Genomic DNA, 25,318 nt, shown 5'->3' with positions numbered 1-25,318 from the left:
GCCATTCAGGGACAATCCCCAAATGGCCATTATTGATCTATCGAAAAATTAAAGGACGTTGAATTTACCTTTTTTTGCAACAAGTGAGGCTCCGCCAATCATTAACAATGCCCTGTTATCAACCATTTTCTTCATGAATGATGCAGTCTTACCTGTAACTTTCTTGCCGAAGACAACACCAATCGCATTATCTTCACCGAGTGAACATACCGTTCCTTTGTTTTCGAAAGTGAACGTTTCCAGGTCGCTTTCGTTACGCACCAATTTAGTCAGGTTCTTCGCAATGACCTCACCTTGCTGCATCGCTATTTGTGCAGTAGGTGGATATGGACGATTAATTTCCTCGTTGATGATCAAAGCGCAATCCCCTACGATGAAGATATCGTCATGCCCCGGTGCCCGCATGTCAAGGTTCACTTTAATACGGCCGCGCATGGCTTCAAAACCGGAAGCCTCTATCACGGAGTTTCCACGTACGCCAGCTGCCCATACAACGGTGCCCGCTTTTATTTCTTCCACTTCATCTTCGCCTTTTGCCACGATGATGCCTTCAGGAGTCGCACCCTTGATCGGTGTGCCGATTTTGAATTCCACACCTTTTTTCTCAAGGTAAGATACTGCATAATCCACCAATTCCGGATCGAAGCCAGGAAGGACGGCTGGGGCTGCCTCCACACAGTACATGCGGACCTTTTGGAAATCGATGTCGTATTCTTTGCAAAGTTCAGGGACACGGTTAGCCAATTCGCCAAGGAATTCGATACCCGTAAATCCTGCTCCTCCAACAACGATCGTCAAGCGGTCTTCATTCTTTTCGACCTCCGTACTGTACGTAGCGAATTGCAATTGGATATGGTCACGGATTTTACGTGCCGTGTTCACGTTAGAGATAGAGAAAGCATATTCTTTTAGCCCCTGGATTCCGAATGTTTCCGATTCAGGTCCAAGACCAATCACTAAGTAATCATAAGAAATTTCGCCGTTTTCAAGGATGACTTTTTTGTTCTCCGATTTCACTTCCAAAACGGAATCCTGGATGAATTTAACTTTGCTGTTAATGACACTTTTGATTGGATAGCGCACACGATCATGATGAAGCGTTCCAGCGGATGCTTCATGCAGCCATGTTGTTTCATAGTGGTAATCATTTTTGTTAACTAATACGATTTCTGCTTCATTTCGACCTAATGCCTTCTGTAAGCGAGTAACAGTCATCAATCCACCATAACCTGCTCCTAAAACAACGATTGTTGGCTTTTTCAAAAGTATTCTTCCACCTTTACGATATTTTCTTGTGATGCTTTCCATAACTAAAATATATTGTCTATCTTTATAATTTCCATTATAAAAAGCACTCTTATACATTTGTGACGTATTTCACGTAACACTTCATAAATGTCATAAAATATTCATAAAAAATTTACCAAATGATATCTAAGTAAATATTAGTCTTTTTCCTTACCTTTTTCAAGTAACAAACCAAACTTCTTCGGGTTAAAATATAGCCGAAAAACATTATTTCTCACCCAGTTGCGACCATATTCATACGATATGCTCAACATTGGCAAAGGGCAATTTCACCCGGATTTGAAAGCGGATACAGAACATCAATCAGGAAACCGCACAAATATAGTCGAAACTTTCCCACTTTTCTAACTTTCTCCGTTTTTTAAAAGATCATCTATGTTAAAATAAGAGAATAAATTTCAGCAAACCTAGTATATCGGAGGGATAACGTTGGAAGTTAATGAAAAAGTTTATGATATTACAATCATTGGCGGAGGCCCGGTTGGATTATTCACTGCATTTTATGGAGGAATGAGACAGGCATCCGTAAAAATCATCGAAAGCCTGCCACAATTAGGCGGACAATTGTCGGCCCTTTATCCTGAGAAATACATCTATGATATCGCTGGTTTCCCCAAAGTGCGCGCTCAGGAGCTAGTGAATAATTTGAAAGAACAAATGGCAAAATTCGAACAGGATGTCGTCCTGGAGCAAGCCGTTCAAGAAGTGGAAAAGCAAGCCGATGGAGTGTTCAAGTTAACGACTGATAAAGAAATCCATTACTCCAAAACGATTATCATCACAGCTGGAAATGGGGCTTTCCAACCCCGCCGCATCGAAATTGAAGATGCAAAAAAATATGAAAACGGCAACCTTCACTATTTCATCGATGACCTCAATCATTTTGCCGGCAAAAAAGTGGTCGTCTTCGGCGGTGGGGATTCAGCAGTGGACTGGGCCTTAATGCTGGAGCCGATCGCCGAGAAAGTGAGCATCATTCACAGAAGAGATAAGTTCCGTGCCCACGAACATAGTGTAGAAACACTTAAAAATTCAAAAGTGGAAATAAAGACTCCATACATACCTGCAGAGTTGATTGGAACAGACGGACGTATCCATACAATCGTCATCAAGGATACAAATGGTGACGATACAGAGACCATGGATGTAGATGCAGTCATCGTCAATTACGGCTTTGTTTCTTCTCTTGGTCCCATTAAGGAATGGGGACTTGATATCCAGAAGAACAGCATTTTGGTGAATTCCAGAATGGAAACGAATATCCCGGGGATTTATGCAGCAGGCGATATTGCAACCTATGATGGCAAAGTAAAATTGATTGCCAGTGGTTTTGGTGAGGCACCCACTGCCGTCAATCACGCCAAACAATATATTGACCCAAAAGCAAAGGTTCAGCCGATGCACAGTTCTTCCATGTTTTAACTATATTACGCAAAAACCGGCTTTCATGGCCGGTTTTTTTTGTCCCCAATTCGATGATTGTGGATAAGTTTTTAAATTAGTTATCCACAGTGCTCTCCCTTGTCATTCTTGGGTAAAGCGTAGAAGAAGCCATGAAAGGGGAATGCATCCATGAATATTTTAATTGCAGGGGCCCAGGGAACGACCGGAAAGCAGATCATTGGGGAATTATCAAAAAATCCGCAAATGAACGTATACGGGATGATCAGGAAAGAGGAACAGGCTCAAACGATAAAAGAACTCGGTGGGCATCCAATCCTTGCAGATTTAGAGGGAAATGTGGATAAAGCAGTGGATAACATGGAAGCCATCATTTTTGCCGCGGATCTGGACCCAAAACAGGACCGGATAAAACGACAACTGTGGATAAGAATGGAGCCATTAAACTGGATGGTGCCGCCAAAAAGAAAGGGATCGAACGTTTTGTCATGTTAAGCTCTGTCGGTTTCTGATAATCCGGAACATGCCCAAGAAGGAATGCGCCATTATCTTGAAGCAATACATGATGCCGATGTTTTAAAAGCCAGCGGGCTGACATACACGTTTGTCCGGCCGATTGTTTTGACAAATGAACAAGCGATCGGAAAAATCTTTGCGGATGTGAAAGTGGGTCATACTAAAAAGTCCATTCCAAGGGTCGTTGTCGCTTCCGTTCTTGCCCAATCTGTCACAGGGGAGAAAACGTTCAATAAAACATTCGAGATATTATGCGGCACGCTCCCAATCAAGAAGGCTCTGAACAATATGTAAGGCAGAATGAAAAAGGGGCAGTTGTTAAATTCCTCCCTGGACTAGACTGTAGAAACATTCAAAGAAAAGCATGTTTGCCTACCGTTTTTTCTAAAAAACGTTGTAGTTGATTTCAGAAATCCGCTCCCTTTCCGCCGACTGTCTGCCAAGCCTCCTCGACGCAAGCGTCTGTGGGGTCTTGGCTAGCCAGTTATTCGGCAGGAGTGTCGCAAATTTCTTCAATCCAATAAGGTTTACAATAAAAAACAGTAAGGATAATCTAGTCTCGTGTTAGGATGAGACCACCTTGAATCCCTTTTGTCAAAACAAACTAAAGGGGGCACTTGTTAAAGTGCCCCCTTTTTCCGAAGTATTGGAGTTTACTTAGCAGTTCTCCGGCGTGCCGGCGTTTTTTGCCGTTTTGAAGGAAGACCCGCAACCGCATGAAGCGATGGCATTTGGGTTTTCGATCGTAAAGCCTCCACCCATCATCGTTTGTTTATAATCAATTACCGTTCCATTCAATATATCTGCATCCTCGGCATTAACAAGGATCTTAATTTCAAACTGTTCCAGCTGGCTATCTTTTTCTCCGGGCTCTTGTTCAAAGCCCATTCCGTAGGATAATCCACTGCAGCCTCCGCCTTTAACGGCCACTCTTAAAAAGGAACCCTCTTCACCATTATGTTTCATCATTTCTTTTATCTGAAAAGCGGCAGCTTCCGTTATTTGAACAACTTCACTCACAATAAATCCCTCCTTCTTCTGAATATGTGAGATAGAACCATTTCTCCTTATAGTATATACCAAAGAAATTCCCGCGCTCAATTTTCCAGCTTGGAAAAATTCATATTCCCCCACCTATTTTACCAACTAACATTAGTCTATAATAATAGGTATAGGTATAATGGATCAATCCATTGAACCCAATCTTAAATTACAATAAGGGGGTAATCACCATCGAAAGTATACATCCTCTATATGACAAAAGCATGGAATGCCTTTTATGCAAACAAAAATCAACCACTAAAAAGGTACGGTCACGTTTTGTAAAAGTTGCTAAATATGACACGGACTTTTGTCCCATTCATGCTGATTCAGCCGTGAACCCACTTTACTATAATATTTTTGTGTGCCCTCACTGCGGCTTTTCTTATTCCGAGGATTTTTCACGGCACTTCCCCCCCACTACAATGGAAATCATTTTGGAAAAAGTCAGCTCCCAGTGGGTTCCCCAACATTTTAGCAAGGAAAGATCCATTAAAGACGCGATCAATACATACAAGCTGGCGAGTTATTGCGGATCTTTAAAAAAGGAAAAACATATAATCCTTGCTGGAATCTGTTTACGGATTGCCTGGTTATATCGGATCAAACAAAACAATGAACAAGAAGAAAGATTTTTGAGGTTCGCCCTAAAGGAATATGAAGCATCGTATTCAACAGGGGACTTCAGCGGCACCCAGGTATCCGAAGCCCGGATCCTTTATCTCGCTGGCGAAATCTCAAGAAGGATAGGCAATGAAAAGGCAGCCATCAAGTTTTTTTCATTGGTGTTCGAAAGACAAAAAAATGCCCGGGAAGCCTCCATCATCCAGATGGCCAGGGACCGCTTTCAGGAACTCAAACGGACCCCGGAAACTCCCCACCATTTGCTGCAACGCTGATAAAAAAAGGGCTGTCCCTTCCAGGAACAGCCTCTTATCTGCCGTTGATGATTAAGACATTTCATATTCATCAATGTACTTATATATTTTATCTACCAATTCATCCGTTGTGTCACCAAAAACCACTTCACCGTTTACAAGTGCATATAAGTTACTGGAGCATCTGCCGCAATATCCCAGGCAACCATATTCTATGATATCCAAATTCGGATCCCGCTCCAATCTTTCCAGAGCCTCCTGAGCCCCGCTGGCTAGATTGCTTACGCAAAATTCAATAATCGGGTACATTGTTTCACCTCACAGTCACTAACAACCCATCTTATTACTTTTCCCATTAACAGTCAATATTTACGCATAAAAAATAAGCCTATTTCAAGATATCGGTTGTGATTTCCTTTTATATTCGTTATACTTTTGTCGGGGTACGTAAAAAAAGAAAATTATCTAATTTTTTATTCTTACTACAAATTGGGGTATATATATTTAATTAAACTTTTAAGGGGACCATTTGGGGGAATCCTATAGTTAAGTGCTAATCAAATTTTTCAAGAGATCAAATAAAGGGGAAAATATCATATGAAGAATCTAGTCATACTTGGTGGCGGGTATGGTGGTATGCGCATGTTGCAAAGATTGCTGCCTAATCAGCTTCCTGAAAATGTGAGCATCACGCTTATCGACCGTAATCCTTATCACTGCTTAAAAACGGAATATTATGCTTTAGCAGCAGGTACCATTCCAGATCAGCACATCCGTGTTGCATTTCCTGAACATCCTCGCTTGAAGAACGTATACGGAGAAGTACTTTCCATCGATATGGAAAATAAACAGGTCATTATAGAAAATCAAGATCCTGTCGTTTATGATGATTTAGTCATTGGCCTTGGCTGCGAAGATAAATACCACGATATTCCTGGTGCAGACTTACACACTTACAGTATCCAAACAATCGATAAATCACGCCGCACATATTCAGCTTTGAATAATTTAGGTGCCGGTGCAACCGTTTCTATCGTTGGTGGCGGACTGAGCGGTGTTGAGCTTGCAAGTGAATTGATTGAGAGCCGTTCAGATTTAAACGTTAAGCTATTTGACCGTGGGCCGCATATTCTATCTGCTTTCCCAGAAAGATTAAGTACTTTTGTCGAATCATGGTTCGATAAACATACCATCGAAATCGTCCATCATTCAAATATTACGAAAGTTGAACCAAACCTTCTCTATAATGGAGACGAAGCCGTTCAAAGCGACGTCATCGTATGGACAGCTGGAATTCAGCCAAGCAAGATCATCCGCGATATGGATATTGAAAAAGACCGTCAAGGAAGAGCCGTTCTGACTCCTCAGCATTTCCTTCCTAATGATGACAGCATCTTTGTAGTCGGCGATTGCGCGAGCCTGCCTCATGCACCTAGTGCTCAATTAGCGGAGTCCCAAGCTGAGCAAATCGTCCAAGTCCTTGTGAAGAAATGGGCAAATGAACCACTTCCGGAAAGCTTCCCTACCATGAAATTAAAAGGAACATTAGGTTCCCTTGGGAAGAAACAAGGTTTTGGTCTTGTTGCAAATCGCCCAATCACCGGCAGAGTGGCACGCCTAATGAAATCAGGCATTCTCTGGATGTATAAATACCATAACGGTTGATTCATAAACTGGCCCATTGAGCTGCATGCAGCCCATCCATGGGTCAGTTTTTCTTATTTCTTCCATTATATATCACTCCCGCACCGAGTATCCATATTTCTCCATCGTTTCCACCACTTTTTTGAGACGGACATTTCCTTCCGCAATGATTTCACCTTCGATGAGGACCAATGGATAAAATAAATCTTCCTCGATCATCTTCTCGGCAAAGCTCTTTTGCTTCAATGTTTCTGGTGGGTTATACATATCTATATAGGATATTTTGAATGGCTGCTCAGGAAATTTTCTCGTTAAAGCGGCTTCAAGCCACTCGCAGGTATCTTTCGAAGAGGGGAGATTCACACAACTCGCGCAAATTTGCTCCGCTCCATACACTTCTATTTCAATATCTTTCCTTACCATACTCTTCCTCCTTCAGTTTATTATAGTTGCTTCATTTGAATAATGTTTAAAACTTCACCTGTTTCCATCATACCAGAATAATATAGATTATATTTCCGCAAAGTTACAGTTGGATTTTTTATTACCTTCGCATTATAATATGATTAGGAAAGGAGTCGATTGCAATGTCTGAACAAACAATGGAAGTTCAAGTTCAAGAAGTCCTAGATAAGCTTCGTCCGTTTCTTCTTCGTGATGGCGGTGACTGTGAACTAGTTGACGTAGAAGATGGAATTGTAAAATTACGATTACTAGGAGCTTGTGGAAGCTGTCCTAGTTCGACCATTACGCTAAAAGCTGGGATTGAGCGTGCCCTTCTTGAAGAAGTTCCTGGTGTAGTGGAAGTTGAACAAGTTTTCTAATAGCCCTTTAAATAACATGCAGCGTATGGATGAAGGGTCACTTCATCTTTACACGTTCAACCTTTTTTCATGCAGGCCGGAATCTTTTTGCGGACTGTAATAAAAATAAAGCTGACTCGGCTTTTGCCCTATCAAATGAATTGATACGGCTTGACACGGGTCAGCTTTTTTATTTGTGGACGGCAAATGAACACCGCTCACGATTTCAAAAACTTCAATTCCTTTTTTTCCTGTTCAGAAAGGATTGCCGTATAACTTCCATCATTATCGATTTCCAATTCCTTCACATGGAATTCCGGAAATCTACCCTTCAATGCAGTGAGCAAACCTTCACTTTTTTCTGGAGATGCCAAGCATAAAACAGTTGGACCTGCTCCGCTTAGTGCCGCACCAAATCCGCCTTCATTAAGGACGACTTCTTCTATAAGCGCTAAATGAGGGACCAACTCCGCTCGATATGGCTGATGGAAACGATCGCTTTGCATCATCTCACCAACAAGTTTCCAATCTTTCGATAGAACGCCTGCAAGCATTACATTTGCGGCTGCGCTCCCGCTTATCGCATCTTTATAGGAAAGCGAATTCGGAAGGACATTTCTTGAATCCTCAGTAAGCAATTCAAAATCGGGAATGACAGCGATGACCTTGACTCCCTCGATCGGAAACGACAGGACATCCGTCCTTTCCTCCGTATGAAGGCCCACAACCAATCCGCCATACACAGATGCCCCCGCATTATCGGGATGCCCTTCAAAGAGGGAAGCATGCCTATTCTTCTCCTCATTTGATAAATGAAGCTCACCAACGATGTTCGCCAATTCAATTCCCGCCACAATGGCGGAGGCGCTGCTTCCAAGCCCCCGCGCCAGTGGAATTTCGCTAGAGACGAAAAGCCGGCATGGGGATAGTTCCTTTCCATAGGAAGCCGCCGTTTCCTTGGCAATTTGGACGATATAATTACGATCATCCCTTGGAAAAACAGACATTTCCTCTGAAAGCGGGACGACTTCCCAATGATCTGATGTTGATCCGTGTATTTCCAAGTAAAGTCCTAGCGCCAATCCGATGGAATCGAATCCTGGCCCTAAGTTGGCCGTACTTGCCGGTACACGGATCAAGAACATCTCTGATTCCGCACTCATGCCTGTTTCACACCCTGCAGATGTTCCAAAATGACTTCTTCATCCATTGGCAGCAATGTAGGTTGAATCGTACTCGTATTGACTGCCACATTCGGATCCTTCAATCCATTTCCAGTCAATACAGCAACAATCTTACTTCCCTTTTTGATTTCACCGCTTTTTAATTGTTTATAGATACCTGCAATGGAAGCACATGATGCCGGCTCTGCAAATACCCCTTCTTTTTTAGCAAGGAAATGGTAGGCTTCCAGAATTTCTTCGTCTGTCACCTCATCAATTTTGCCTTTTGATTCATTTGCCGCTTCCACAGCAAACTTCCAACTAGCAGGATTTCCAATCCGGATGGCCGTTGCAATCGTTTCTGGATTTTCAATAATGCTATCCCGGACAATTGCAGCCGCTCCTTCCGCTTCGAACCCTCTCATTTCAGGAAGGCCCGTTTGTTTCGATTCGTTATATTCCTTAAAGCCTTTCCAGTAAGCCGTTATATTCCCTGCATTCCCGACTGGCAGCGCCAAAATATCCGGTGCGGAGCCGAGAGCATCACAAATTTCGAAAGCGGCTGTCTTCTGCCCTTCAATCCGGTATGGGTTGACCGAATTCACAAGAGTTATCGGTGAACTCTCACTAAGTGAACGGACGATCTTTAAAGCTTGGTCGAAGTTCCCTTCGATCGAGATGATTTCCGCTCCATACATAACAGCTTGGGCAAGCTTGCCCATCGCTATTTTACCTTCCGGGATGACGACGATACAGCGCAGGTTTGCACGGGCCGCATAAGCTGCTGCAGCGGCTGATGTATTCCCAGTGGAAGCACAGATGATCGTGTCACTGCCCTCTTCTATCGCTTTGGCGACGGCCATGACCATTCCGCGGTCCTTAAATGACCCAGTTGGATTTGCCCCTTCATATTTTACATGTAAGTCGATTCCCCACTCTTCGGATAATCGATTCAGTCTGATTAAAGGTGTATTGCCCTCCAAAAGGGTTAGTTCAGGCGTGTTTTCATTAACGGGTAAAAAATCTTTATACGTGCTTATAAGTCCTTGCCAGCTCATTTGATGTCCTCTCCTTCAACTCTGTATGTGCTTTTCACTTCTCTTACCATATTGTAATCATGTAATTTCTGTATTATTTGCTCAAATGCTGCCTTTGTGGCAGTATGCGTAACTAATACGATTTCGGAAGATTCCTTTTCATCCAGAGGCAATTGTAGGATTTTATCGAATCCTACCCCGTGCTCGGCAAATAAATTCGTGATTTTGGCTAAAACGCCCACTTCATCCTGAACATGTAACCGAATGAAGAATTTAGCGAAAATCTCAGTGGCATCCTTTAATTGTTTCGGGTACTGAGGTGCAACGGCACTGCGGCCATTTACGCCCAGCCTCATATTCTTGATGACCGTCACCATATCCGAAACGACTGCAGTCGCAGTAGGAAGACTGCCAGCCCCCGGTCCGTAAAACATCGTTTCCCCTACGGCTTCCCCATAAACGTATACAGCATTATACTCATTATTTACCGATGCCAATGGATGTGCTTCCGGAAGAAGTGCAGGCTGGACACTTACGTCGACCCTATCCCCCGCCCTGGAAGCGACCCCGATCAATTTCATTGTATACCCAAGCTTCTTGCTATATCTCAAATCCTCTTCGGATATTTCGGTAATGCCCTGTACCTCAACATCATTCAAACCAATGTTCATTGAGAACCCGAGTGTTGATAGGATCGCCATTTTACGGGCCGCATCCAATCCGCCTACATCGGCTGTCGGATCGGCTTCAGCAAATCCCAGCTCCTGGGCTTCCTTCAATACGTCATCATAAGCTCTGCCTTCCTTGCTCATTTTCGTTAAAATGAAGTTTGTCGTTCCATTTACGATTCCCATCATTTTCGTGATGCGGTCAGAAGATAACCCATCGACAAGACCGCGTAAAATCGGAATTCCCCCTGCAACACTTGCTTCATAGAACAAATCACATTGATTATCGGTGGCCAATTCCAACAGTTCCGGTCCATGTAAAGCCATTAGGTCTTTGTTGGCCGTAACGATATGCTTTTTATTTTTTATCGCTTCTATTAGATAGCCGCGTGTTTCTTCGATTCCGCCCATCACTTCTATTACAACATCAATCTCGGGATTCGAAAGGATATCCTCAGGATTGTCCGTTAACATTCCTTTTTCGATCGCGACAAGCCGCTCCTTCGTCGTGTCTTTCACTAGTATCTTCTTAATGGATATGGAACAGCCCACTTGGTGCATGAGCTTGTCCTGATGCCTTTCAATGATTTGGACGACTCCTGATCCGACTGTACCTAACCCCAATAAACCGATCGAGATGGCTTTCATAATTTGGTTCCCCCTTAAAACTGTTTGCCTGTAAAAAACATTTGTATTTGTATAGTAGACATTATAAGTTCAATTCACATAATTATCAATAGTTAGAAAAGATGGATGCACGAACTTTTTTCGTCCATCCCTTGAACGAGTAAGGACGGGTACCGTTAATTTTTTTATGGGAAAACCATTTTGATGATTATTACTTAATGCTCTTCAATGAATCATTTGTACCCATTACAATATGTGGCTTTTGCACGGGATCCATCCACTTCAGTAAACTGAGGACATTCCTTTCGGCCGTGGCTGTACATCCCGCCGTCGGTTTTGTACCCCCTCTCCATATATGGAGAAAGATTGCACTGCCTTTTCCTTTTATGATGGGATCCGTATTATAATTGATGACCGCTCCATACCTATACAGTTCATGATTCATCCTTTCAAAAGACTTCCATTTAACTGCAGGATTCCCTTTATAGGTTTTCCACTTGTTATAATCCTTGGATGTCTGATCATCAATCCAGTAGTCATATTTGGTCGTTTTCTTATATCCCATTTTCATTCCGGCCGGCTTCGTTTCGCTTCCAAAGGCCGTACCAAAGGAATAAATTCCAACCGGGGATTTCCCATCCCCTTCTTTTTTGCTCTTCGTGAAGCCGTTCTTCCCAATGACACCCTCCATCTTCTTCAATGCCCGGCGCCATTCCCCTTGTTTCTTCTCATAAGTCTGGATCGTGACCTTCGTATCATTCATCGATTTACCTGTCGCCGATACAACTTGGTTAACGCCTTTCCTCCTATCGAATTTCTTCAGAAGAGCTTTTTCATCGGTACTGAAAACCTCTTTTACATCTGCCATATTGATATATGCGGCCTTATTTGCGTGACAGATTTTATACCAGTTTCCAGTTCTCCCGCTTGCCGATAATTCTTTGTTTTTCTTATACGTTTTTAACGTTTTACTGGCAGCCGACGCCTTTTCTTTCACATCCGCTTCAGACTTCAAGACAATCTTGTATTGAGCGGATTCGCAACTTGTTCTCGATTCAGCTTTCGCAAGATTCGCTGTTTGGATGATTAAAAAGGCTATGAGGGCGGCCATCATCAATCCTTTCATGATCCCATCCTTCCGCAGTGATTAAATAACTAATTATTCTAAAAAATCTTGTTATCATCATAACATAGTAAGTAAGAATGAATCATATTTCTTTTCCGTTTTTATCTAAATCCAGTCAATTTTAGGCAAATCATAATGCTTGGCAGGGACCTCTGCCAATTCATAAAAATGTTTGAGGAAGGACTCATAAAGTTGGGAGGATTTCGCGATCGAGGCTATTTTATCCTCCAATTCATTCGACCTTGATTCCGTCGTTTTTGAAAAATACTCTTCCACCGTTTCAAAATAATGAATGGGAAACAGCATCCTCGAATATAACAACCGGGCTGAAAAACTGGAGAAGGGTTCAATGGACTGATATTCGTGAAAGAAATGGCCAATGCCCCGCTGATGGGTATGCACATTTTGAAAATAATGTTCCCTCACCCATTCCGCGACATCCCTTGTTCCGTGGTCAAATACCCAATCGAACGGATTTTTCATCCACTTATTGCTTTTCCAGGTATCATGTAAAAACCGTTCATAACATACGGTTCCGCTATCGACAATTTGCGGGGTATCATCAATTTCCGTGTCGACTAAATATTGAATCGCATTTTCACCTAGGACCATATAATAGGGAAAGGTTTCTATAAATAATTTTTCAAACTGGTTATCAGGATGGGCGTTGAGCTTATCCCGCCAAATCTTTTCTAACTGATCGATCCTTCGTTCCCAGAGTTCTTTCCATTTACCGATTCTTGAACATGTTCGAATCGTTTCATTAATCGTTCTCCCACGCTGATGGAATCTTGCCAGACGTCTTCCCGGGTTGAAATTTCTCGGACCTTCCAATGCCTGATTGGCGAGAAGGATGAATAATTGTTCATCCGCTTCCGAAACATAACTTCCATGATTGGCAAGGACAAAGGCGGATACGTGACGATCACCTTGTGAAATCAGATGTTGAGACATTTTATACCGTTCCACTATTTCCTCCTGCTCCATATTTTCAATGGGAACGATACTGTACACCATATTTCCTGAACGGAAGCTTGGAAACCTGACATTGGCTTCTTCAAGCTCCACCTGTATGCCATAATTATTAAAAATGATTTCTTCTATCATGGAATGGCCTCCTTCATCAAATGGATATAATAGAAATATTGGACATCATATACTTATATATATGTGGAATAACCCGTTTTCTGAATGATTATCGAAACCTTATTAGAAATTCCAATCAAAACATCCTCCATAGGTTTTAAGTTTAATCAAACCAAACTGCCTGCATTAGAACTATCCCTTTAAAATATAGAGAAATGGGTGATGAAATGGCTAATATTGAACAATCAATGTCTGAAAAAACGGCTCGGAAATGGCTAATTGAACGAGGAGTGAAATTGGAGGATATCGCTGAGCTTGTCATGTATTTACAATCCAGCTACCATGAAAATCTCCAAATGTCTGATTGCCTTCACAATGTCGAACGGGTCCTTTCAAAACGTGAGGTCCAAAATGCCATCCTTACCGGCATACAGTTGGATATTCTGGCTGAGAAAAAACTGCTCGAGGAGCCTCTGCTGAGCATCATTGAAATAGACGAAGGCCTATATGGGGTCGATGAAATATTGGCTTTTTCAATTGTGAATGTTTATGGATCCATCGGCTTTACCAACTATGGTTTCATCGATAAACAAAAGCCGGGTATCTTAAAATATTTAAACGATAAAAGCACAGGTAAGGTGAACACCTTTTTAGATGATATCGTTGGGGCAATTGCCGCTGCCGCTTCAAGCCGGCTTGCCCATAGAACCGAAAATGCGGAATAGTAAACGAATGATATTCCGACATGAAAAAACCAGGGCTGCATTCGCAGACCTGGTTTTTTTCATTCAAAGCGCCATAAGTCAAGGGTGTCCACCACATGCGTAGGCTGCTCCTTATATTGCTTTAAACGTTCTTTTGTCGTTACGCCAGTATGTACAAGCAGTGTATCGATCCCAGCATTAATGCCGGCAAGGATATCCGTATCATAGTTATCTCCAACCATGATTGTCTCTTCTTTAGGAACCCCCAATACTCTTAGGGCTTGCTCCACTATGACGGATTCTGGCTTTCCGATGAAAATCGGCTGTACCTGGGTCGAAACGGAAACAACGGAGGTCAAGGAACCATTCCCAGGCAAAAGGCCTTGCTCGGTAGGAATAGCAATATCACCATTGGTCGAAATGAAAACAGCACCATTTCTTACAGCAAGACAGGCTTTTGACAACTTTTCATAATTGATGCCGCGGTCGATGCCCATGACCAGAAAATCCGGATGCTCTTCCACAAGCTTCATTCCTTTTTCCTTAAGAGACTCGATGATGCCTTCTTCACCCACCACATAGACCGATGCACCTTTCTTTTGTTCAGCTATGTAAATGGCCGTGGCCATGCTTGTCGTGAAAACCTGGTCATCCTCCGTCGATATGCCGAGGCTTCTCAATTTATCCGCTACCTGTGCCGGAGTTCGGGATGAATTATTGGTGACGAATAAATAAGGGATATCCCTTTTCCTTAAGTCATTAATAAACCCTGCCGCTTCCGCAATTTGTTCCGTTCCGCGATACATGGTGCCATCCAAGTCAATTAAATATCCTTTATACGACTTCATTTGAAATTCGCCTTCCTAACGCTGCTAGTTTTTAAAAGCTGAAACAGGTCCCAATTCATTCGTTAAATAGTTCCTCACCAAATCAGGGAATTGCTTGAATGCCTCGATATTTTCCGAAAATACGGCATGCAGTTCTTTGTGGTTCACTTCAATGAAGTCTTGAACCAGCATTTTCCTTAATGGCAAAACCTTTTTGAATTGCATCGCTTTTTCTTCTGAAATCACTTTTTCATCTTGAAGGATATCGATAATATCCTCATAACTTCCTGGATCACGCATAATGAAACCATCAATTACCGCATTTCCTACATCCAACACGGAATCGATGGAAGTTTGTATAAGCCTTTCAGCGATAAGTTCCGAATGCTCTCCATCCCAATTATCCTGCCCCTCAAAAAGTCCAAGCTGCTTTTCAAGAAAACCTAATATTTGTTCAATCTTTTGGCGGTCTACAAAGTACATTTTTTCCAGATCCTTTCTGATCTAAGATGATATAGGGAATCATTGGTTGAGTGAGCGGCATAGTTAAAAGCTGTACCGAACCAACCTTATTCCTTGATGATACCATAGCTTCTCCCTTACTCTCAATTCCTTCAACCACACATTGCCTTTTCTACGGGGATGCATTTCCAGACGTACACTCCCGATTCCATTTATATTCTTGCCATTTTCATTTAATCGATGAATGCCATTATTGCCGAAGCGAAATGTTCAACCGGAACCCCCGAAAAATGTCTGTTCCCCTATTGAAGTCACTTTGTTATGATGGAACTACAAATGTGAAGATAAGAAGGGAATGATACTATGGAAGATCGTTTTTATTTATACAATGACGTCGTTGATTCAAAAACCCGGTTCATAAGCTTCATGGGAGAGGAATCAAGATTCGATCTGGCCATTACGGCAACCGATCGTTTCTATGGAAAGAAGCTTGTTTTAAATATGCAGAGTAACCGTTTCGCGATTATTGGGCCTGATGATTTGGAAGAGGAAGGCTATCTTGAGCATGCCTTTCAATTGTCGGAAGCGGAAGCCGAAGAACTTCGTCACTTTTTAATGGAAATCGTCTGAGTGCTGAAGTTTTTTAGCTTAAACGGGAAACCTACTGAGTGTAAGACCGATTACATGAGGGGGGATAATCTTGGACAAAGAAGAATACCACGATTTTTCCAATGTCGAAAAACAGAGGGATTATTTAATTCCTGAAGAATTTCCCGAAGGACCTTTTGGATCAGCCATAGCAAAAGATGAACCAGTTCAGAATAAAAATACCCCGTGGCAGGAAGGGCAACGATATCAAAGTGCCTTTAATTATGAAAATAAATCGTTACATGAGGGTATGCCTCGACAATATCCTGGGGCACATCCGACACATGATGATTCAGAAAAAGACGAACAGCCTCCATATAAAGGATATGGTAACTCTTAACATGGAAGGCCAGAGTGAATTCTGGCCTTTTTATTTCTTTATTTTCTTCACGACGAAATAAGGACAGCCAAAATTGCAGTATTCATATAAATATTCACTCAGCGTGCTTATTTTCGTATCAAAGGTGGCTTTCTGATTGGAATCATCAAAAAATCCACGCAGCCTCAATTGCCCGTAACCCCAATCGCCCACTATATAATCATACTTCGTTAAAATCTCACTGTATCTGGCTTTAAACGCTTCTTCGTTATAGCCTTCCCTTTCATCCTCAATTATTTCATAGGTCATGTTATTGATGTTAATCATGTTTTCACCTCTCATATATAAATTCCTTCTTTAAATTATAACTGATTCCCCATCAATTACTAAGCGAAAAATAGAGAAATATGTTCATCCTAAAGTTATGGGGGTGTTATTGATGAAAAAAACGATAATAACGATAGGTTTAAGCTCGATTATTGCACTAACCGGATGTGCTGATAAAGAAAAAGACCAGGGGCTAGGTGCAAAAAACAATGCCGGTAACCCAACGAACGTAAATAATCCAACTCAATATTATGACGAGGATTATCGTAATAATGACAATAAAAGTGATGATTTCGGTTTTACCCGCACAAATAGTGCAACCATTGACGGCCGTAACATTTCCAACAAAGCTGCTTCCATTGACCGTGAACAACTTTCTGATGTCATCTCTAAACTGAGTGTTCAGATTCCAAATGTCAATGATGCCGCTACCCTCGTTACTGATGAGGAAGTGCTTGTCGTATATGATACCAATGCAAAGGATCGGACGGAAACCGCAGACCAGGTTAAACGTACTGCCATGTCCGTCGTGCCTCGCTACTATCATGTCTATGTCAGTGATGATTATCAAACCCTTGCCCAAGATGTCGAGAATTTCGCTACAGTGAAATCCGGCAGCAGAGGGATTGACTATACGATTGAACAAACCATCAAAAGAATGCTGAAGTCGCCTCAAGGATACAAAATGAGTGATGGTGAAAATGAAAACGGCGAAATGGTTAACGATAAAAGAGATCATCACGATAACATCCATCAAAAAATGGATAACCGTTGAATACAAAAGGACCGAATTTTTTCGGTCCTTTATTTCACTCTATTTCAATAATTCTTCACCTTTGCTCTGCTTATGTTTAGCCGCAGCATTAACCTGTTCATCCGCATGATAGGACGAACGGACAAGCGGACCTGATTCACAATGGCTGAACCCTTTTTCCAATGCACGTTCTTTCAGTTCGGCAAATTCTTCAGGCGTGTAGTATTTCAGCACTTTTAAATGCTTTTTAGTCGGCTGCAAATACTGGCCGATCGTCATGATATCCACATTATTAGCCCTTAGGTCATCCATTGTCTCAAGGATTTCCTCACGCGTTTCACCCAGCCCCACCATTAAACTGGACTTTGTCGGTATTTCCGGATACAGTTCCTTGGCTCTTCTTAAAAGCTCCAATGAACGATCATACTTGGCCTGAGCCCGTACACGGTCGGATAAACTTCTGACAGTCTCTATATTATGGTTCAGGATATCCGGTTTAGCATCCATCAAAGTCTTGATATTTTCAAACACCCCGCCCATATCAGACGGCAATACTTCAATTGATGTAAATGGATTTTTGCGGCGGATGGCACGGACCGTTTCAGCGAAAACTTCAGCGCCTCCATCCTTTAAATCATCACGGGCAACAGCTGTAATGACGACATGCTTTAAATTCATCAAAACAACGGAATCGGCAACACGCTCCGGTTCAGCCCAATCCAATTCATTCGGACGTCCGGTTGTTACTGCACAAAAACGGCAAGCCCTTGTACAGATTTCACCTAGAATCATGAAAGTGGCCGTCCTTCTAACTGCCCAGCATTCGTGAATATTCGGACATTTTGCCTCTTCACAGACAGTGTGAAGATTTTTCTCGCGCATCATATTTTTTAAACCGAGGTAATTTTCGTTAGTATTAAGCTTTATTTTCAACCAATCTGGTTTTCGAAGAATTTCTTTATTTCTAGAAGACATGAAAATGCCACTCCATTCTATAGAAATTAACACACCCTACTTTAACAATAAAAAAGCATTTATACAAGTTATAGTTGGTTTCCCATTATTTATTTTTCATGTTTATTGCCAAATCAGCAAAACTATAAAAGATGGATGGACTGATGTCTTTTAATAACGGAGAATATCATGAAAGGAGCCTGCCCCGTTGAAAAAATTATTCCTTCTAACGATAACTTGTTTGTTTATCTTGGCACCAGGCCAAGTCGCCAATGCTGCCAATACCCCTGATGTTTATGCCGGGAGAATGGCGCTATATAAAAATATGGAGGCTGCCCTCCAAATCCCGTGGTATTACCTTGCTGGAGCAGATCAATATGAGCACAGCCTAAGGGCCGCACGAAGGGATTTAGAGCCGGCAAAAGGTTTTATAGGCATCCACATCGAGCCTTCAAAGTGGAGCGGGGCTCTCAATCCAGACTTAAACGATGTGAACCCGCTCACGATTACATTTTTTGATGGGTTGGGCCAGGATGGCAATGGTGATGGCAAAGCGGATATCACTAATGATACCGATCGATTGTATGCTTTTTCGAAGCATCTCCAAGCATATGGTGCAGATGAAGATAATATCCGGATCGGCTTGTGGGATTATTATAAACGCGATAAAGCCGTCAGCATCATTATCGGCAATGCCGAGATTTATAAGAAATACGGCCGGTTGGATCTACATGAAAAAGCCTTCCCGGTTCCAGTGCGGACTCATTATACGTACTTGAATACATGGGGAAGCGCTCGCGGATGGGGCGGAAGAAGAATCCATGAGGGCACCGATATTTTTGCGGATTATAGCCTTCCCGTTCGTTCCACGAGCTATGGAATCATTGAAATGAAAGGCTGGAATAAATTCGGCGGTTGGAGGATCGGGATACGGGATTTAAATAATACCTATCATTACTTTGCCCATTTAAGCGGCTTCGCCAAAGGGTTGAAAGTCGGTCAAATCGTTGAGCCCGGACAAGTCATCGGGGGTGTCGGCAGTACGGGCTACGGTCCTCCAGGAACTTCCGGAAAATTCCCTCCTCATCTTCATTACGGAATGTACAAAGACAACGGAATCACAGAATGGAGCTTTGACCCTTACCCCTATTTAAAATTGTGGGAAAGGAAAGATCTCGCCAAAAAGAAATAGTGAGCGGCGTGAATTTTACGCTGCTTTTTTTTGATTCGAACATAAACCCCTGAACTTGATGCATAGTTATTAGTAAAGGGGGCTAAAGCGTGTTCCGAAAAAGATTTCGAACGAAGAAATTCCGAAAAAAGGGGCCTCTTCCCACCCGAAAAGTATTTCTCTATTCATTTATCCTTTTCATCATTTCAAGCATCATGACTCTTTGGTACGTGGACAAATCGATCGAACCCGTGATCATGAGTGTAGCCGAATATGAAATCAAACGGATTGCAACCGAAACGATTCATGAATCGGTTGATGAGAATATAGCCAAGGTTGACATGAACAAAATCATCACCAACAACAAGGGTGGTGATGACTCCAGTTCTTCCTATAGCTTCAATCCAGTCATATATAGTGAATTGCGGGCTAACATCACGAAGGATATTCAAAAGAAGCTTGGCATCAAACAGGGAAACCCTTTTAAAACAGGTTCAGCCAAAATAAATGATGAACAATATAAAAGTGTGGTGTATTATATACCATTTGGTGTCGTAACCGGGAATAACCTCCTTTCCAATTACGGACCTGAAATCCCAGTGAAAATGTCAGTCATCGGGAATGTTGAATCCGATTTAAGGACAAAACTGACAAACGCAGGCATCAATAATGTTTATTATGAATTGATCGTGGACTTTGATGTCAATATTCAAATCGTCATCCCCTCTTTCACGAAGGAGACCAAGGTGAGCCAGGAAGTGACAGTCGGAAGCCTGCTGATCGAAGGTGATGTTCCAAGTTATTTCAGTAACGGAAACGGTTCGGTTGCACCTGCCATCATGAAGGAAAACAAGGAATGAAAAAACCAGCTTATCCTTGAGGTTAGGCTGGTTCTTGTATATCGAGACATTTCATGATGAGCAGTTGCAGGTTTTTATTCAAGTCCACTTCGTAGGGCTCTTTTATCTGCTCGCCATCTTCTTCAAGTATCCTTATCATGGGGCGGTCTCCTATCCCTTCATTTTGAGAGGATACTACCCCTTTCCTCCCATCATTCAATTCGACGGATAGACCATTGGGATAAATGGCAACAGCCCTGCGGAAAGCTTCGATGATCGTATTGTCGAACTTTTTCCCGACTCCTGCATAAAGGACTTCCAATCCCTGATGCGGCAGCATGGCCTTACGGTAAACCCGATTGGAAGTAACGGCATCAAACACATCGGCAACGGCAATGATCTTGCCGAAATAATGGATTTCATCCCCTTTTATCCCACGGGGATATCCAGATCCATCTAACCTTTCATGATGCTGATAGGCACAATTCGCAACTAAAAGTGGAACCGTATGAACATTTTTAATTAGATGAAATCCGTAATCGGCATGTTTTTGGATTTGTTCAAACTCCTTTTCCGTCAGCTTACCGGGTTTACGGAGGACTTCCAAAGGCACGAGCATTTTGCCGACATCATGTAAAATCGCTCCAAGCCCAAGGATTTCGAGATTCTTATCATTGATATTCAATTCCACCCCTATCGCCAAGGTATATAAGGTCACATTGAAGGAATGTGTGAAGATATAGTCATCGTATGTATAAACGTCGGCCAATAAAGTCATTAGCTCTTTATTCCTTTTCAGCTCGCCCATGATGTTCCGGACTATTTGAGTTAATTTGACGTTAGCCTGCTCTATCGTGAATGATCCATCCAGGTTCATTTTATTTTTCATGTCCAGGAAAGTGGTTTCAATTGTTTTAATGGCTTCTCTTCTAAGTTTCCCGGAAACTGGGGGCTTTGGAATAATGTCATCCGTCCTGGAATCTTGAATGTAAACAAAGGGAATATTAAGGGAAACCAGTCGATTGATCATCTTCTGCGTTAATGTAAGGCCCTGGCACAATAGGATATGGCCCTGCTCATTATAGATGTTTTTACCGAGCCTTGCTCCAGGTCTTAGGGACTTTGTAATAGCTAGCCTCATACTTGTACTCCGTTTCCCCATTCAATATTTGTAATTCATACCGATTCTTTCCTTTTTAAGTTTTATCGGAACATATTTTTATAAATGAATCCGTTAGAACATATTTATTGAAAAAATATCAGCATTTACTTTGGTAAAAAAAATAAGGCCCCCTCCGGAAGAAAGAAAGCCCACCTTTTCAAATCATTTTGATTAATGCCTCTTTACCAATCATTCCTGGATGTATGCCCTTTTCAACAGCCTCCCAGGTAACTGATTCAAGCGGCGCTTCCAATAACTCTTCAATCGATTTAACCCCTGTGGCCCTCCCTGCAAGGATTTTACGATCTCTCAATTTATCGTTCAGCAGTCCAACATCTAACGCACCGCACATTATATACCCCTTTTCGGACGCGACAGCAAGTAAATTCGTTTTCGGCAGTCGGACAGAAATGGCTAGGAATGTATGATTATCAAGAATTATTGGGATCATGTTAATCAATTGGTTTCGCCCCTTCCTTCCCCATACTTTATGAAAAAAAGGGCAAAACCGTGATTTTGTATCAGGGGTTCGTGTATATTTTTTTCAGCTTCCATAAAAGGATATCCCGTAAGAATTCCGGCAGTAAGTATTCTTTGCAATTGGAGCGATGGATACTTGGAAAGAAGTGCCCGAACGTGAACATATCAGGTATTGCCAATTTATAGGACTTATCCGCCTGCAGTTTCTCTCCTTTTATAAGGATCTCTTTTACGATTCCATTCTCCATTTCGTTAAATTCAATTTGATCATAATGCATGGCTCCCATGATTTTTCCGCGGAAACCGAAACCTTTCACCTGAATATGAGGCCACTCTTCATTTCTCGATTGCATTAAGATTTCCTTTAATTCATTCCCATCGACTTCAACTACGCACGGATTGATGGGATGTGGGCAGATTCTGTGAATATCTCCTTTTGTGACAGGTCCCTTCGGAAGCCCTTCGAGCAGAAGACCTGCATTCAAAAAGGAACAATCCGCCTGACTCCACTCCCTTAGGGCCTCAACAAGAATTTCCGTCAAAGGACTTCGTTTGAACCATTCATTATCCAGTGCCATCGGTAAGTGCACAGCAACCTGTTTTAGCGATTCCCCCCCGGCCTGGTATATTTCTTCAATCCATGAACGTTCATTCTCCAATTCCAAAAAATCATTGGTATCATAAAGAATGGCTCTCTTCTGGCTAATTTTCTTTTCCTGATTGACGGTCATTTCCACCTGTCCAACAAAAAAACCATATTTCCCTGCCCCGCAAAGGAGTGTGTCATTGATCAATTTACCTTGGTGGAGGATGTGGTGGGTATGCGCGCCAAGTATAATGTCAATCTCCGGAAAGTCCCTTGCCATCCTCTCATCATCATTGATGCCCAGGTGGGAAAGGATGATGATTACATCCGCCTCTGTTTTGACCCTTTCGAGCTGTGCCTGTAACTCCATGAATGGTTCCGTTATTTCCCAGCCCATCGCAGAATAAAACTTTTGAAAAAAGGCTGTCAAACCTATCATCGCGATTTTGGTGCCTTTTACCGTTGTATGTATCCAAAATGGAAGCGCCCATTCCGGCCTTTCATTATCACCATAATAAATATTGGCTGCCAAGACCTTGAACCTTGCTTGATCATATAAGGAGTCCAATGCATCATGAGGTAAAGTGATCCCTTCGTTATTGCCGATGGTCACATATTGGTAGCCCGCTTCATTAAGCAGTTCAATATTCCCTTTACCCAACGTACCTTCTGTATATGGATGCCAGCGGTCCACATGATCGCCTATATCCAGTATGATCGCTTCTTCTCCCGTTTCTTGATGAAGTTGTCTTCTTTCTTTAAGAAACTTATCAATACGAGGCCAATTCTCAAAATGACTATGGAGATCATTGGTGTGATACAAATGAATGATTTCTGACATCATTTTTCCTCCTCGTTTATCCTGTAATGCCTTGATATATTAGACGTAAACCAATGATTATCAGCACTATTTTCAATATATTTTCCAGCGATGCACTCTTTAGGCGCGTATTTATGAATGCGCCCAATTTAGCACCGAACCACGCACCCGGAATCAGGGCAAAAGCATATGGCCAATTTACATTTCCAAGGGAAATATGCGTAATCGAATTAGTGATGGAAGATAGAAATACCATGAACATCGAAGTCGCTACAGCCATATGCGGAGGGAAGAAGAAAAGAAGCATCATGACGGGTACCATTAAGGCTCCGCCGCCAATTCCAAATAACCCGGAGCTGAATCCCACGACAAAAGAAATAAATACAGCTAACAGGGGGTGGTAACCATAGGAAAATGAATGTCCATTTTCGGTTTTATACGTTTTCACTATTTTCCCTTTTCCAGGCTTGAAAAGCATGGGCTTCAAACGATTTTTCACTAATAACACGATGGCCATGAAAACCATGAAAATTCCAAAGTACAATGAAAAAGCTTCGGCGTTAAGGTTTTTATTCACATAGGCCCCCATTATTCCACCAGGTGCACTGCCAATGAAAAAGATTAAGCCGGCCTTATAATCCACCACCTTATGTTTTAAATAAGATAGAGTGGAAGATAAGCCGGTAAAAATCATGATTACGGTTGAAACACCAACGGCGACCTGTGGAGTCAGCTCATCGATAATATTTGTAGATGTTCCTAAATATAAAAGGGAAGGCACAATGATGATGCCGCCTCCCAGACCGACAAGAGCGCCGATTGATCCCGCTAATAATCCAATACCCACTAATACTAACCATACCATGAAAAAATCCGCCTTTACCTGTTTGTGAGGATATTGCCTCTACTAGCTTGTCACATCATCTCATTATTCATTATATAATTCCTCTTAAAACAAACCAAGCTGCTTAGGAGCCAGCCCTTCATATTCTATACCAAGCAACTCAATCATCTGTTTGGCATTATCAGCGGCATCCCCGCCCGAGTTATTATTGAACAGGACATATAACTCCTTGGATTCCTTTTCCAATATCCTGATTTTCTCCGCCCATTCAGTCAATTCCTGATGATTATATCGATATAGGTACCTGACCTCACGCCAATTATCCCCCGAAGCAGGCCTTTGCCAGCCATGCAGGTTACGGCCATGAAAGCGTACCAAGGTTTTATCTTTATCGGTGGCATGCAAAACGACAGGAATGGATCCCTCACCAGCCTGCGGCTCATCGCATACAGTATGGATCCAGCCTTCCTTTTCGATGAAATCCAAAGTTGGCTGAATTACGTTGGGCCTGTACCAGCTTTGATTTCTGAACTCTATGGCAACTGGGATATCGCCCATTTCAGCTTTGCACCATCGCAGATAATTCACATTTTCACGTTTACAATCAAACCATGGCGGAAACTGAAATAAGACCATCGCGAGCTTGCCGGACTTCCGATATGCTTCTAGTGAGTCGCAAAACGCCTTGAACATCTCCTTCTTACTTTCAAATGGGATTTCCCCACGTTGATGTCCTGTCATCCCTTGGTAGGCTTTAACGACAAACTGGAATGATGCTGGCGTATCGGATACCCATTTTTCACTGTTCCTCTTTGGCTGGACTGCATAGAATGAGGCATCCACCTCCACAATGGGAAAATGAGCGCCGTACTCTTTGAGTTTTTCACGTTGGGAAACACCTCCATGATATAAACTATCATGATCACCCCAACCGGTCACACCAACATAAATCATCTGCATCATCACTCCTTTGGGACAGGACCATTTCCTGACTTCTTCTTTTATTATTTTTTACCCTTATTGAGCCATATCTAATCTTCCGTATAAGGGTGTGGAATATCAAAACAAAAAGCCTGCCAGTCATGCCCGGCAGGCTTTTGTATGAATGGTTATTCTAAATCGC

27 protein-coding genes and 2 pseudogenes are annotated in these 25,318 nt (G+C 42.2%); 11 read left to right on the top strand and 18 right to left on the bottom strand.

From position 1 onward, the window contains the following. Window positions 1-48: 48 nt before the first annotated feature. Window positions 49-1,263, bottom strand: a complete 1,215-nt coding sequence (locus J7I96_RS07935; RefSeq protein ID WP_214773091.1) for an NAD(P)/FAD-dependent oxidoreductase — start codon at window positions 1,261-1,263, stop codon at window positions 49-51. A gap of 474 nt (window positions 1,264-1,737) precedes the next feature. On the opposite strand from J7I96_RS07935, the gene J7I96_RS07930 reads away from it, so the two are divergent. Continuing rightward, the gene (locus J7I96_RS07930; RefSeq protein WP_034310210.1) at window positions 1,738-2,730 is read left to right on the top strand and encodes an NAD(P)/FAD-dependent oxidoreductase; all 993 of its coding nucleotides are present in this window, start codon (window positions 1,738-1,740) and stop codon (window positions 2,728-2,730) included. A 150-nt stretch (window positions 2,731-2,880) separates the two neighbouring features. Continuing rightward, window positions 2,881-3,519 (top strand): annotated as a pseudogene (locus tag J7I96_RS27970) (NAD(P)H-binding protein). Window positions 3,520-3,882: 363 nt separating this feature from the next. Here J7I96_RS27970 and J7I96_RS07915 read toward each other — a convergent pair. Continuing rightward, window positions 3,883-4,245: a HesB/IscA family protein gene (locus tag J7I96_RS07915; protein ID WP_063574759.1), complete on the bottom strand. Its 363-nt coding sequence runs from the start codon at window positions 4,243-4,245 to the stop codon at window positions 3,883-3,885. 173 nt (window positions 4,246-4,418) lie between these two features. Here J7I96_RS07915 and J7I96_RS07910 point away from each other — a divergent pair, with 173 nt between their 5' ends. Next, window positions 4,419-5,165, top strand: coding sequence for a DUF2225 domain-containing protein (locus J7I96_RS07910; protein WP_285289442.1), 747 nt, complete (start codon window positions 4,419-4,421; stop codon window positions 5,163-5,165). 51 nt (window positions 5,166-5,216) lie between these two features. Here J7I96_RS07910 and J7I96_RS07905 read toward each other — a convergent pair whose 3' ends face one another. Beyond that, the gene (locus tag J7I96_RS07905) at window positions 5,217-5,453 is read right to left on the bottom strand and encodes a YuzB family protein (protein ID WP_214773087.1); all 237 of its coding nucleotides are present in this window, start codon (window positions 5,451-5,453) and stop codon (window positions 5,217-5,219) included. A gap of 288 nt (window positions 5,454-5,741) precedes the next feature. Here J7I96_RS07905 and J7I96_RS07900 point away from each other — a divergent pair, with 288 nt between their 5' ends. Then, entirely contained in the window at window positions 5,742-6,809 is a 1,068-nt protein-coding gene (locus J7I96_RS07900) for an NAD(P)/FAD-dependent oxidoreductase (protein WP_214773086.1), read from the top strand. A gap of 72 nt (window positions 6,810-6,881) precedes the next feature. On the opposite strand, the gene J7I96_RS07895 is transcribed toward J7I96_RS07900, so the two are convergent. Further along, entirely contained in the window at window positions 6,882-7,211 is a 330-nt protein-coding gene (locus J7I96_RS07895; protein ID WP_214773085.1) for a YuzD family protein, read from the bottom strand. 133 nt (window positions 7,212-7,344) lie between these two features. Here J7I96_RS07895 and J7I96_RS07890 point away from each other — a divergent pair. Then, window positions 7,345-7,612 (top strand): annotated as a pseudogene (locus J7I96_RS07890) (NifU family protein); the annotation flags it as partial. A gap of 197 nt (window positions 7,613-7,809) precedes the next feature. On the opposite strand, the gene thrB reads toward J7I96_RS07890, so the two are convergent. The 5 genes from thrB to yutH all read right to left on the bottom strand — a co-directional run bounded on the left by thrB (window position 7,810) and on the right by yutH (window position 13,319). Then, window positions 7,810-8,754, bottom strand: a complete 945-nt coding sequence (gene thrB / locus J7I96_RS07885; RefSeq protein WP_214773084.1) for a homoserine kinase — start codon at window positions 8,752-8,754, stop codon at window positions 7,810-7,812. Next, window positions 8,751-9,812 carry a threonine synthase gene (thrC, locus tag J7I96_RS07880; protein ID WP_214773083.1) on the bottom strand — a complete coding sequence of 354 codons (1,062 nt, stop codon included), beginning with the start codon at window positions 9,810-9,812 and terminating at the stop codon, window positions 8,751-8,753. The genes thrB and thrC overlap by 4 nt, the downstream gene beginning before the upstream one ends. After that, window positions 9,809-11,107, bottom strand: a complete 1,299-nt coding sequence (locus J7I96_RS07875) for a homoserine dehydrogenase (protein WP_214773082.1) — start codon at window positions 11,105-11,107, stop codon at window positions 9,809-9,811. Before J7I96_RS07875 ends, thrC begins: the two co-directional genes overlap by 4 nt. A 190-nt stretch (window positions 11,108-11,297) precedes the next feature. After that, window positions 11,298-12,212 (bottom strand): L,D-transpeptidase family protein, encoded by a 915-nt coding sequence (locus J7I96_RS27965; protein WP_251025352.1) that lies wholly within the window; start codon window positions 12,210-12,212, stop codon window positions 11,298-11,300. A gap of 105 nt (window positions 12,213-12,317) precedes the next feature. Continuing rightward, entirely contained in the window at window positions 12,318-13,319 is a 1,002-nt protein-coding gene (yutH, locus tag J7I96_RS07865; RefSeq protein WP_214773081.1) for a spore coat putative kinase YutH, read from the bottom strand. 206 nt (window positions 13,320-13,525) lie between these two features. Between yutH and J7I96_RS07860 the strand changes: the two genes are divergently transcribed. After that, window positions 13,526-14,023, top strand: coding sequence for a phosphatidylglycerophosphatase A family protein (locus J7I96_RS07860; protein WP_251029116.1), 498 nt, complete (start codon window positions 13,526-13,528; stop codon window positions 14,021-14,023). 59 nt (window positions 14,024-14,082) lie between these two features. Here the strand turns inward: J7I96_RS07860 and J7I96_RS07855 are convergent, their stop codons facing one another. Continuing rightward, window positions 14,083-14,850 (bottom strand): TIGR01457 family HAD-type hydrolase, encoded by a 768-nt coding sequence (locus tag J7I96_RS07855; protein WP_214773079.1) that lies wholly within the window; start codon window positions 14,848-14,850, stop codon window positions 14,083-14,085. A 24-nt stretch (window positions 14,851-14,874) separates the two neighbouring features. Next, window positions 14,875-15,312 (bottom strand): DUF86 domain-containing protein, encoded by a 438-nt coding sequence (locus J7I96_RS07850; protein WP_214773078.1) that lies wholly within the window; start codon window positions 15,310-15,312, stop codon window positions 14,875-14,877. A 342-nt stretch (window positions 15,313-15,654) separates the two neighbouring features. On the opposite strand from J7I96_RS07850, the gene J7I96_RS07845 reads away from it, so the two are divergent. Continuing rightward, window positions 15,655-15,921, top strand: coding sequence for a DUF3055 domain-containing protein (locus J7I96_RS07845; protein WP_034310182.1), 267 nt, complete (start codon window positions 15,655-15,657; stop codon window positions 15,919-15,921). A gap of 70 nt (window positions 15,922-15,991) precedes the next feature. Further along, the gene (locus tag J7I96_RS07840) at window positions 15,992-16,279 is read left to right on the top strand and encodes a cytosolic protein (protein ID WP_170946935.1); all 288 of its coding nucleotides are present in this window, start codon (window positions 15,992-15,994) and stop codon (window positions 16,277-16,279) included. Between the two features lie 30 nt (window positions 16,280-16,309). Here J7I96_RS07840 and J7I96_RS07835 read toward each other — a convergent pair whose 3' ends face one another. Continuing rightward, the gene (locus tag J7I96_RS07835) at window positions 16,310-16,585 is read right to left on the bottom strand and encodes a YutD family protein (RefSeq protein WP_034310177.1); all 276 of its coding nucleotides are present in this window, start codon (window positions 16,583-16,585) and stop codon (window positions 16,310-16,312) included. Between the two features lie 112 nt (window positions 16,586-16,697). Between J7I96_RS07835 and J7I96_RS07830 the strand changes: the two genes are divergently transcribed. Further along, on the top strand, window positions 16,698-17,360 hold the full coding sequence (locus J7I96_RS07830; RefSeq protein WP_214773077.1) for a YhcN/YlaJ family sporulation lipoprotein: 663 nt from the start codon (window positions 16,698-16,700) through the stop codon (window positions 17,358-17,360). 39 nt (window positions 17,361-17,399) lie between these two features. On the opposite strand, the gene lipA is transcribed toward J7I96_RS07830, so the two are convergent. Further along, window positions 17,400-18,314: a lipoyl synthase gene (gene lipA, locus J7I96_RS07825; protein WP_034310172.1), complete on the bottom strand. Its 915-nt coding sequence runs from the start codon at window positions 18,312-18,314 to the stop codon at window positions 17,400-17,402. A 187-nt stretch (window positions 18,315-18,501) separates the two neighbouring features. Between lipA and J7I96_RS07820 the strand changes: the two genes are divergently transcribed. Both J7I96_RS07820 and yunB read left to right on the top strand, forming a co-directional pair. Continuing rightward, window positions 18,502-19,485 (top strand): M23 family metallopeptidase, encoded by a 984-nt coding sequence (locus tag J7I96_RS07820; protein ID WP_396020069.1) that lies wholly within the window; start codon window positions 18,502-18,504, stop codon window positions 19,483-19,485. A gap of 89 nt (window positions 19,486-19,574) precedes the next feature. Continuing rightward, window positions 19,575-20,324 carry a sporulation protein YunB gene (gene yunB, locus J7I96_RS07815; RefSeq protein WP_095390895.1) on the top strand — a complete coding sequence of 250 codons (750 nt, stop codon included), beginning with the start codon at window positions 19,575-19,577 and terminating at the stop codon, window positions 20,322-20,324. Window positions 20,325-20,346: 22 nt separating this feature from the next. Here the strand turns inward: yunB and J7I96_RS07810 are convergent, their stop codons facing one another. The 5 genes from J7I96_RS07810 to J7I96_RS07790 form a co-directional block, all read right to left on the bottom strand. Beyond that, entirely contained in the window at window positions 20,347-21,444 is a 1,098-nt protein-coding gene (locus J7I96_RS07810; protein WP_214922578.1) for an HD-GYP domain-containing protein, read from the bottom strand. 178 nt (window positions 21,445-21,622) lie between these two features. Beyond that, a complete protein-coding gene (locus J7I96_RS07805; RefSeq protein WP_034310161.1) occupies window positions 21,623-21,925 on the bottom strand; it encodes a YunC family protein in 303 nt (100 codons plus the stop codon). A gap of 61 nt (window positions 21,926-21,986) precedes the next feature. After that, the gene (locus J7I96_RS07800) at window positions 21,987-23,372 is read right to left on the bottom strand and encodes a bifunctional metallophosphatase/5'-nucleotidase (RefSeq protein WP_214773075.1); all 1,386 of its coding nucleotides are present in this window, start codon (window positions 23,370-23,372) and stop codon (window positions 21,987-21,989) included. Between the two features lie 16 nt (window positions 23,373-23,388). Beyond that, entirely contained in the window at window positions 23,389-24,216 is an 828-nt protein-coding gene (locus J7I96_RS07795) for a sulfite exporter TauE/SafE family protein (protein ID WP_214773074.1), read from the bottom strand. Between the two features lie 84 nt (window positions 24,217-24,300). Beyond that, a complete protein-coding gene (locus J7I96_RS07790; RefSeq protein WP_214773073.1) occupies window positions 24,301-25,149 on the bottom strand; it encodes a DUF72 domain-containing protein in 849 nt (282 codons plus the stop codon). Window positions 25,150-25,318: the final 169 nt, after the last annotated feature.

Origin of the sequence: Bacillus sp. ISL-78 (genome assembly GCF_018613455.1) — a bacterium.
In the GTDB taxonomy this organism is placed as follows: Bacteria; Bacillota; Bacilli; order Bacillales; family DSM-1321; genus Peribacillus; species Peribacillus frigoritolerans.
The sequence above is the reverse complement of the archived record's forward strand: the minus strand, read 5'-3'. Positions and strand labels throughout refer to the sequence as shown.

Excerpts from the sequence above, each read along its gene's own strand:
- J7I96_RS07905 (WP_214773087.1), bottom strand. The coding sequence starts at position 5,453 with ATGTACCCGATTATTGAATTTTGCGTAAGCAATCTAGCCAGCGGGGCT.
- J7I96_RS07900 (WP_214773086.1), top strand. The coding sequence starts at position 5,742 with ATGAAGAATCTAGTCATACTTGGTGGCGGGTATGGTGGTATGCGCATG.
- J7I96_RS07895 (WP_214773085.1), bottom strand. The coding sequence starts at position 7,211 with ATGGTAAGGAAAGATATTGAAATAGAAGTGTATGGAGCGGAGCAAATT.
- thrB (WP_214773084.1), bottom strand. The coding sequence starts at position 8,754 with ATGAGTGCGGAATCAGAGATGTTCTTGATCCGTGTACCGGCAAGTACG.
- thrC (WP_214773083.1), bottom strand. The coding sequence starts at position 9,812 with ATGAGCTGGCAAGGACTTATAAGCACGTATAAAGATTTTTTACCCGTT.
- J7I96_RS07875 (WP_214773082.1), bottom strand. The coding sequence starts at position 11,107 with ATGAAAGCCATCTCGATCGGTTTATTGGGGTTAGGTACAGTCGGATCA.
- J7I96_RS27965 (WP_251025352.1), bottom strand. The coding sequence starts at position 12,212 with ATGAAAGGATTGATGATGGCCGCCCTCATAGCCTTTTTAATCATCCAA.
- yutH (WP_214773081.1), bottom strand. The coding sequence starts at position 13,319 with ATGATAGAAGAAATCATTTTTAATAATTATGGCATACAGGTGGAGCTT.
- J7I96_RS07860 (WP_251029116.1), top strand. The coding sequence starts at position 13,526 with ATGGCTAATATTGAACAATCAATGTCTGAAAAAACGGCTCGGAAATGG.
- J7I96_RS07855 (WP_214773079.1), bottom strand. The coding sequence starts at position 14,850 with ATGAAGTCGTATAAAGGATATTTAATTGACTTGGATGGCACCATGTAT.
- J7I96_RS07850 (WP_214773078.1), bottom strand. The coding sequence starts at position 15,312 with ATGTACTTTGTAGACCGCCAAAAGATTGAACAAATATTAGGTTTTCTT.
- J7I96_RS07845 (WP_034310182.1), top strand. The coding sequence starts at position 15,655 with ATGGAAGATCGTTTTTATTTATACAATGACGTCGTTGATTCAAAAACC.
- J7I96_RS07835 (WP_034310177.1), bottom strand. The coding sequence starts at position 16,585 with ATGATTAACATCAATAACATGACCTATGAAATAATTGAGGATGAAAGG.
- J7I96_RS07830 (WP_214773077.1), top strand. The coding sequence starts at position 16,698 with ATGAAAAAAACGATAATAACGATAGGTTTAAGCTCGATTATTGCACTA.
- lipA (WP_034310172.1), bottom strand. The coding sequence starts at position 18,314 with ATGTCTTCTAGAAATAAAGAAATTCTTCGAAAACCAGATTGGTTGAAA.
- J7I96_RS07810 (WP_214922578.1), bottom strand. The coding sequence starts at position 21,444 with ATGAGGCTAGCTATTACAAAGTCCCTAAGACCTGGAGCAAGGCTCGGT.
- J7I96_RS07800 (WP_214773075.1), bottom strand. The coding sequence starts at position 23,372 with ATGTCAGAAATCATTCATTTGTATCACACCAATGATCTCCATAGTCAT.
- J7I96_RS07795 (WP_214773074.1), bottom strand. The coding sequence starts at position 24,216 with ATGGTATGGTTAGTATTAGTGGGTATTGGATTATTAGCGGGATCAATC.
- J7I96_RS07790 (WP_214773073.1), bottom strand. The coding sequence starts at position 25,149 with ATGATTTATGTTGGTGTGACCGGTTGGGGTGATCATGATAGTTTATAT.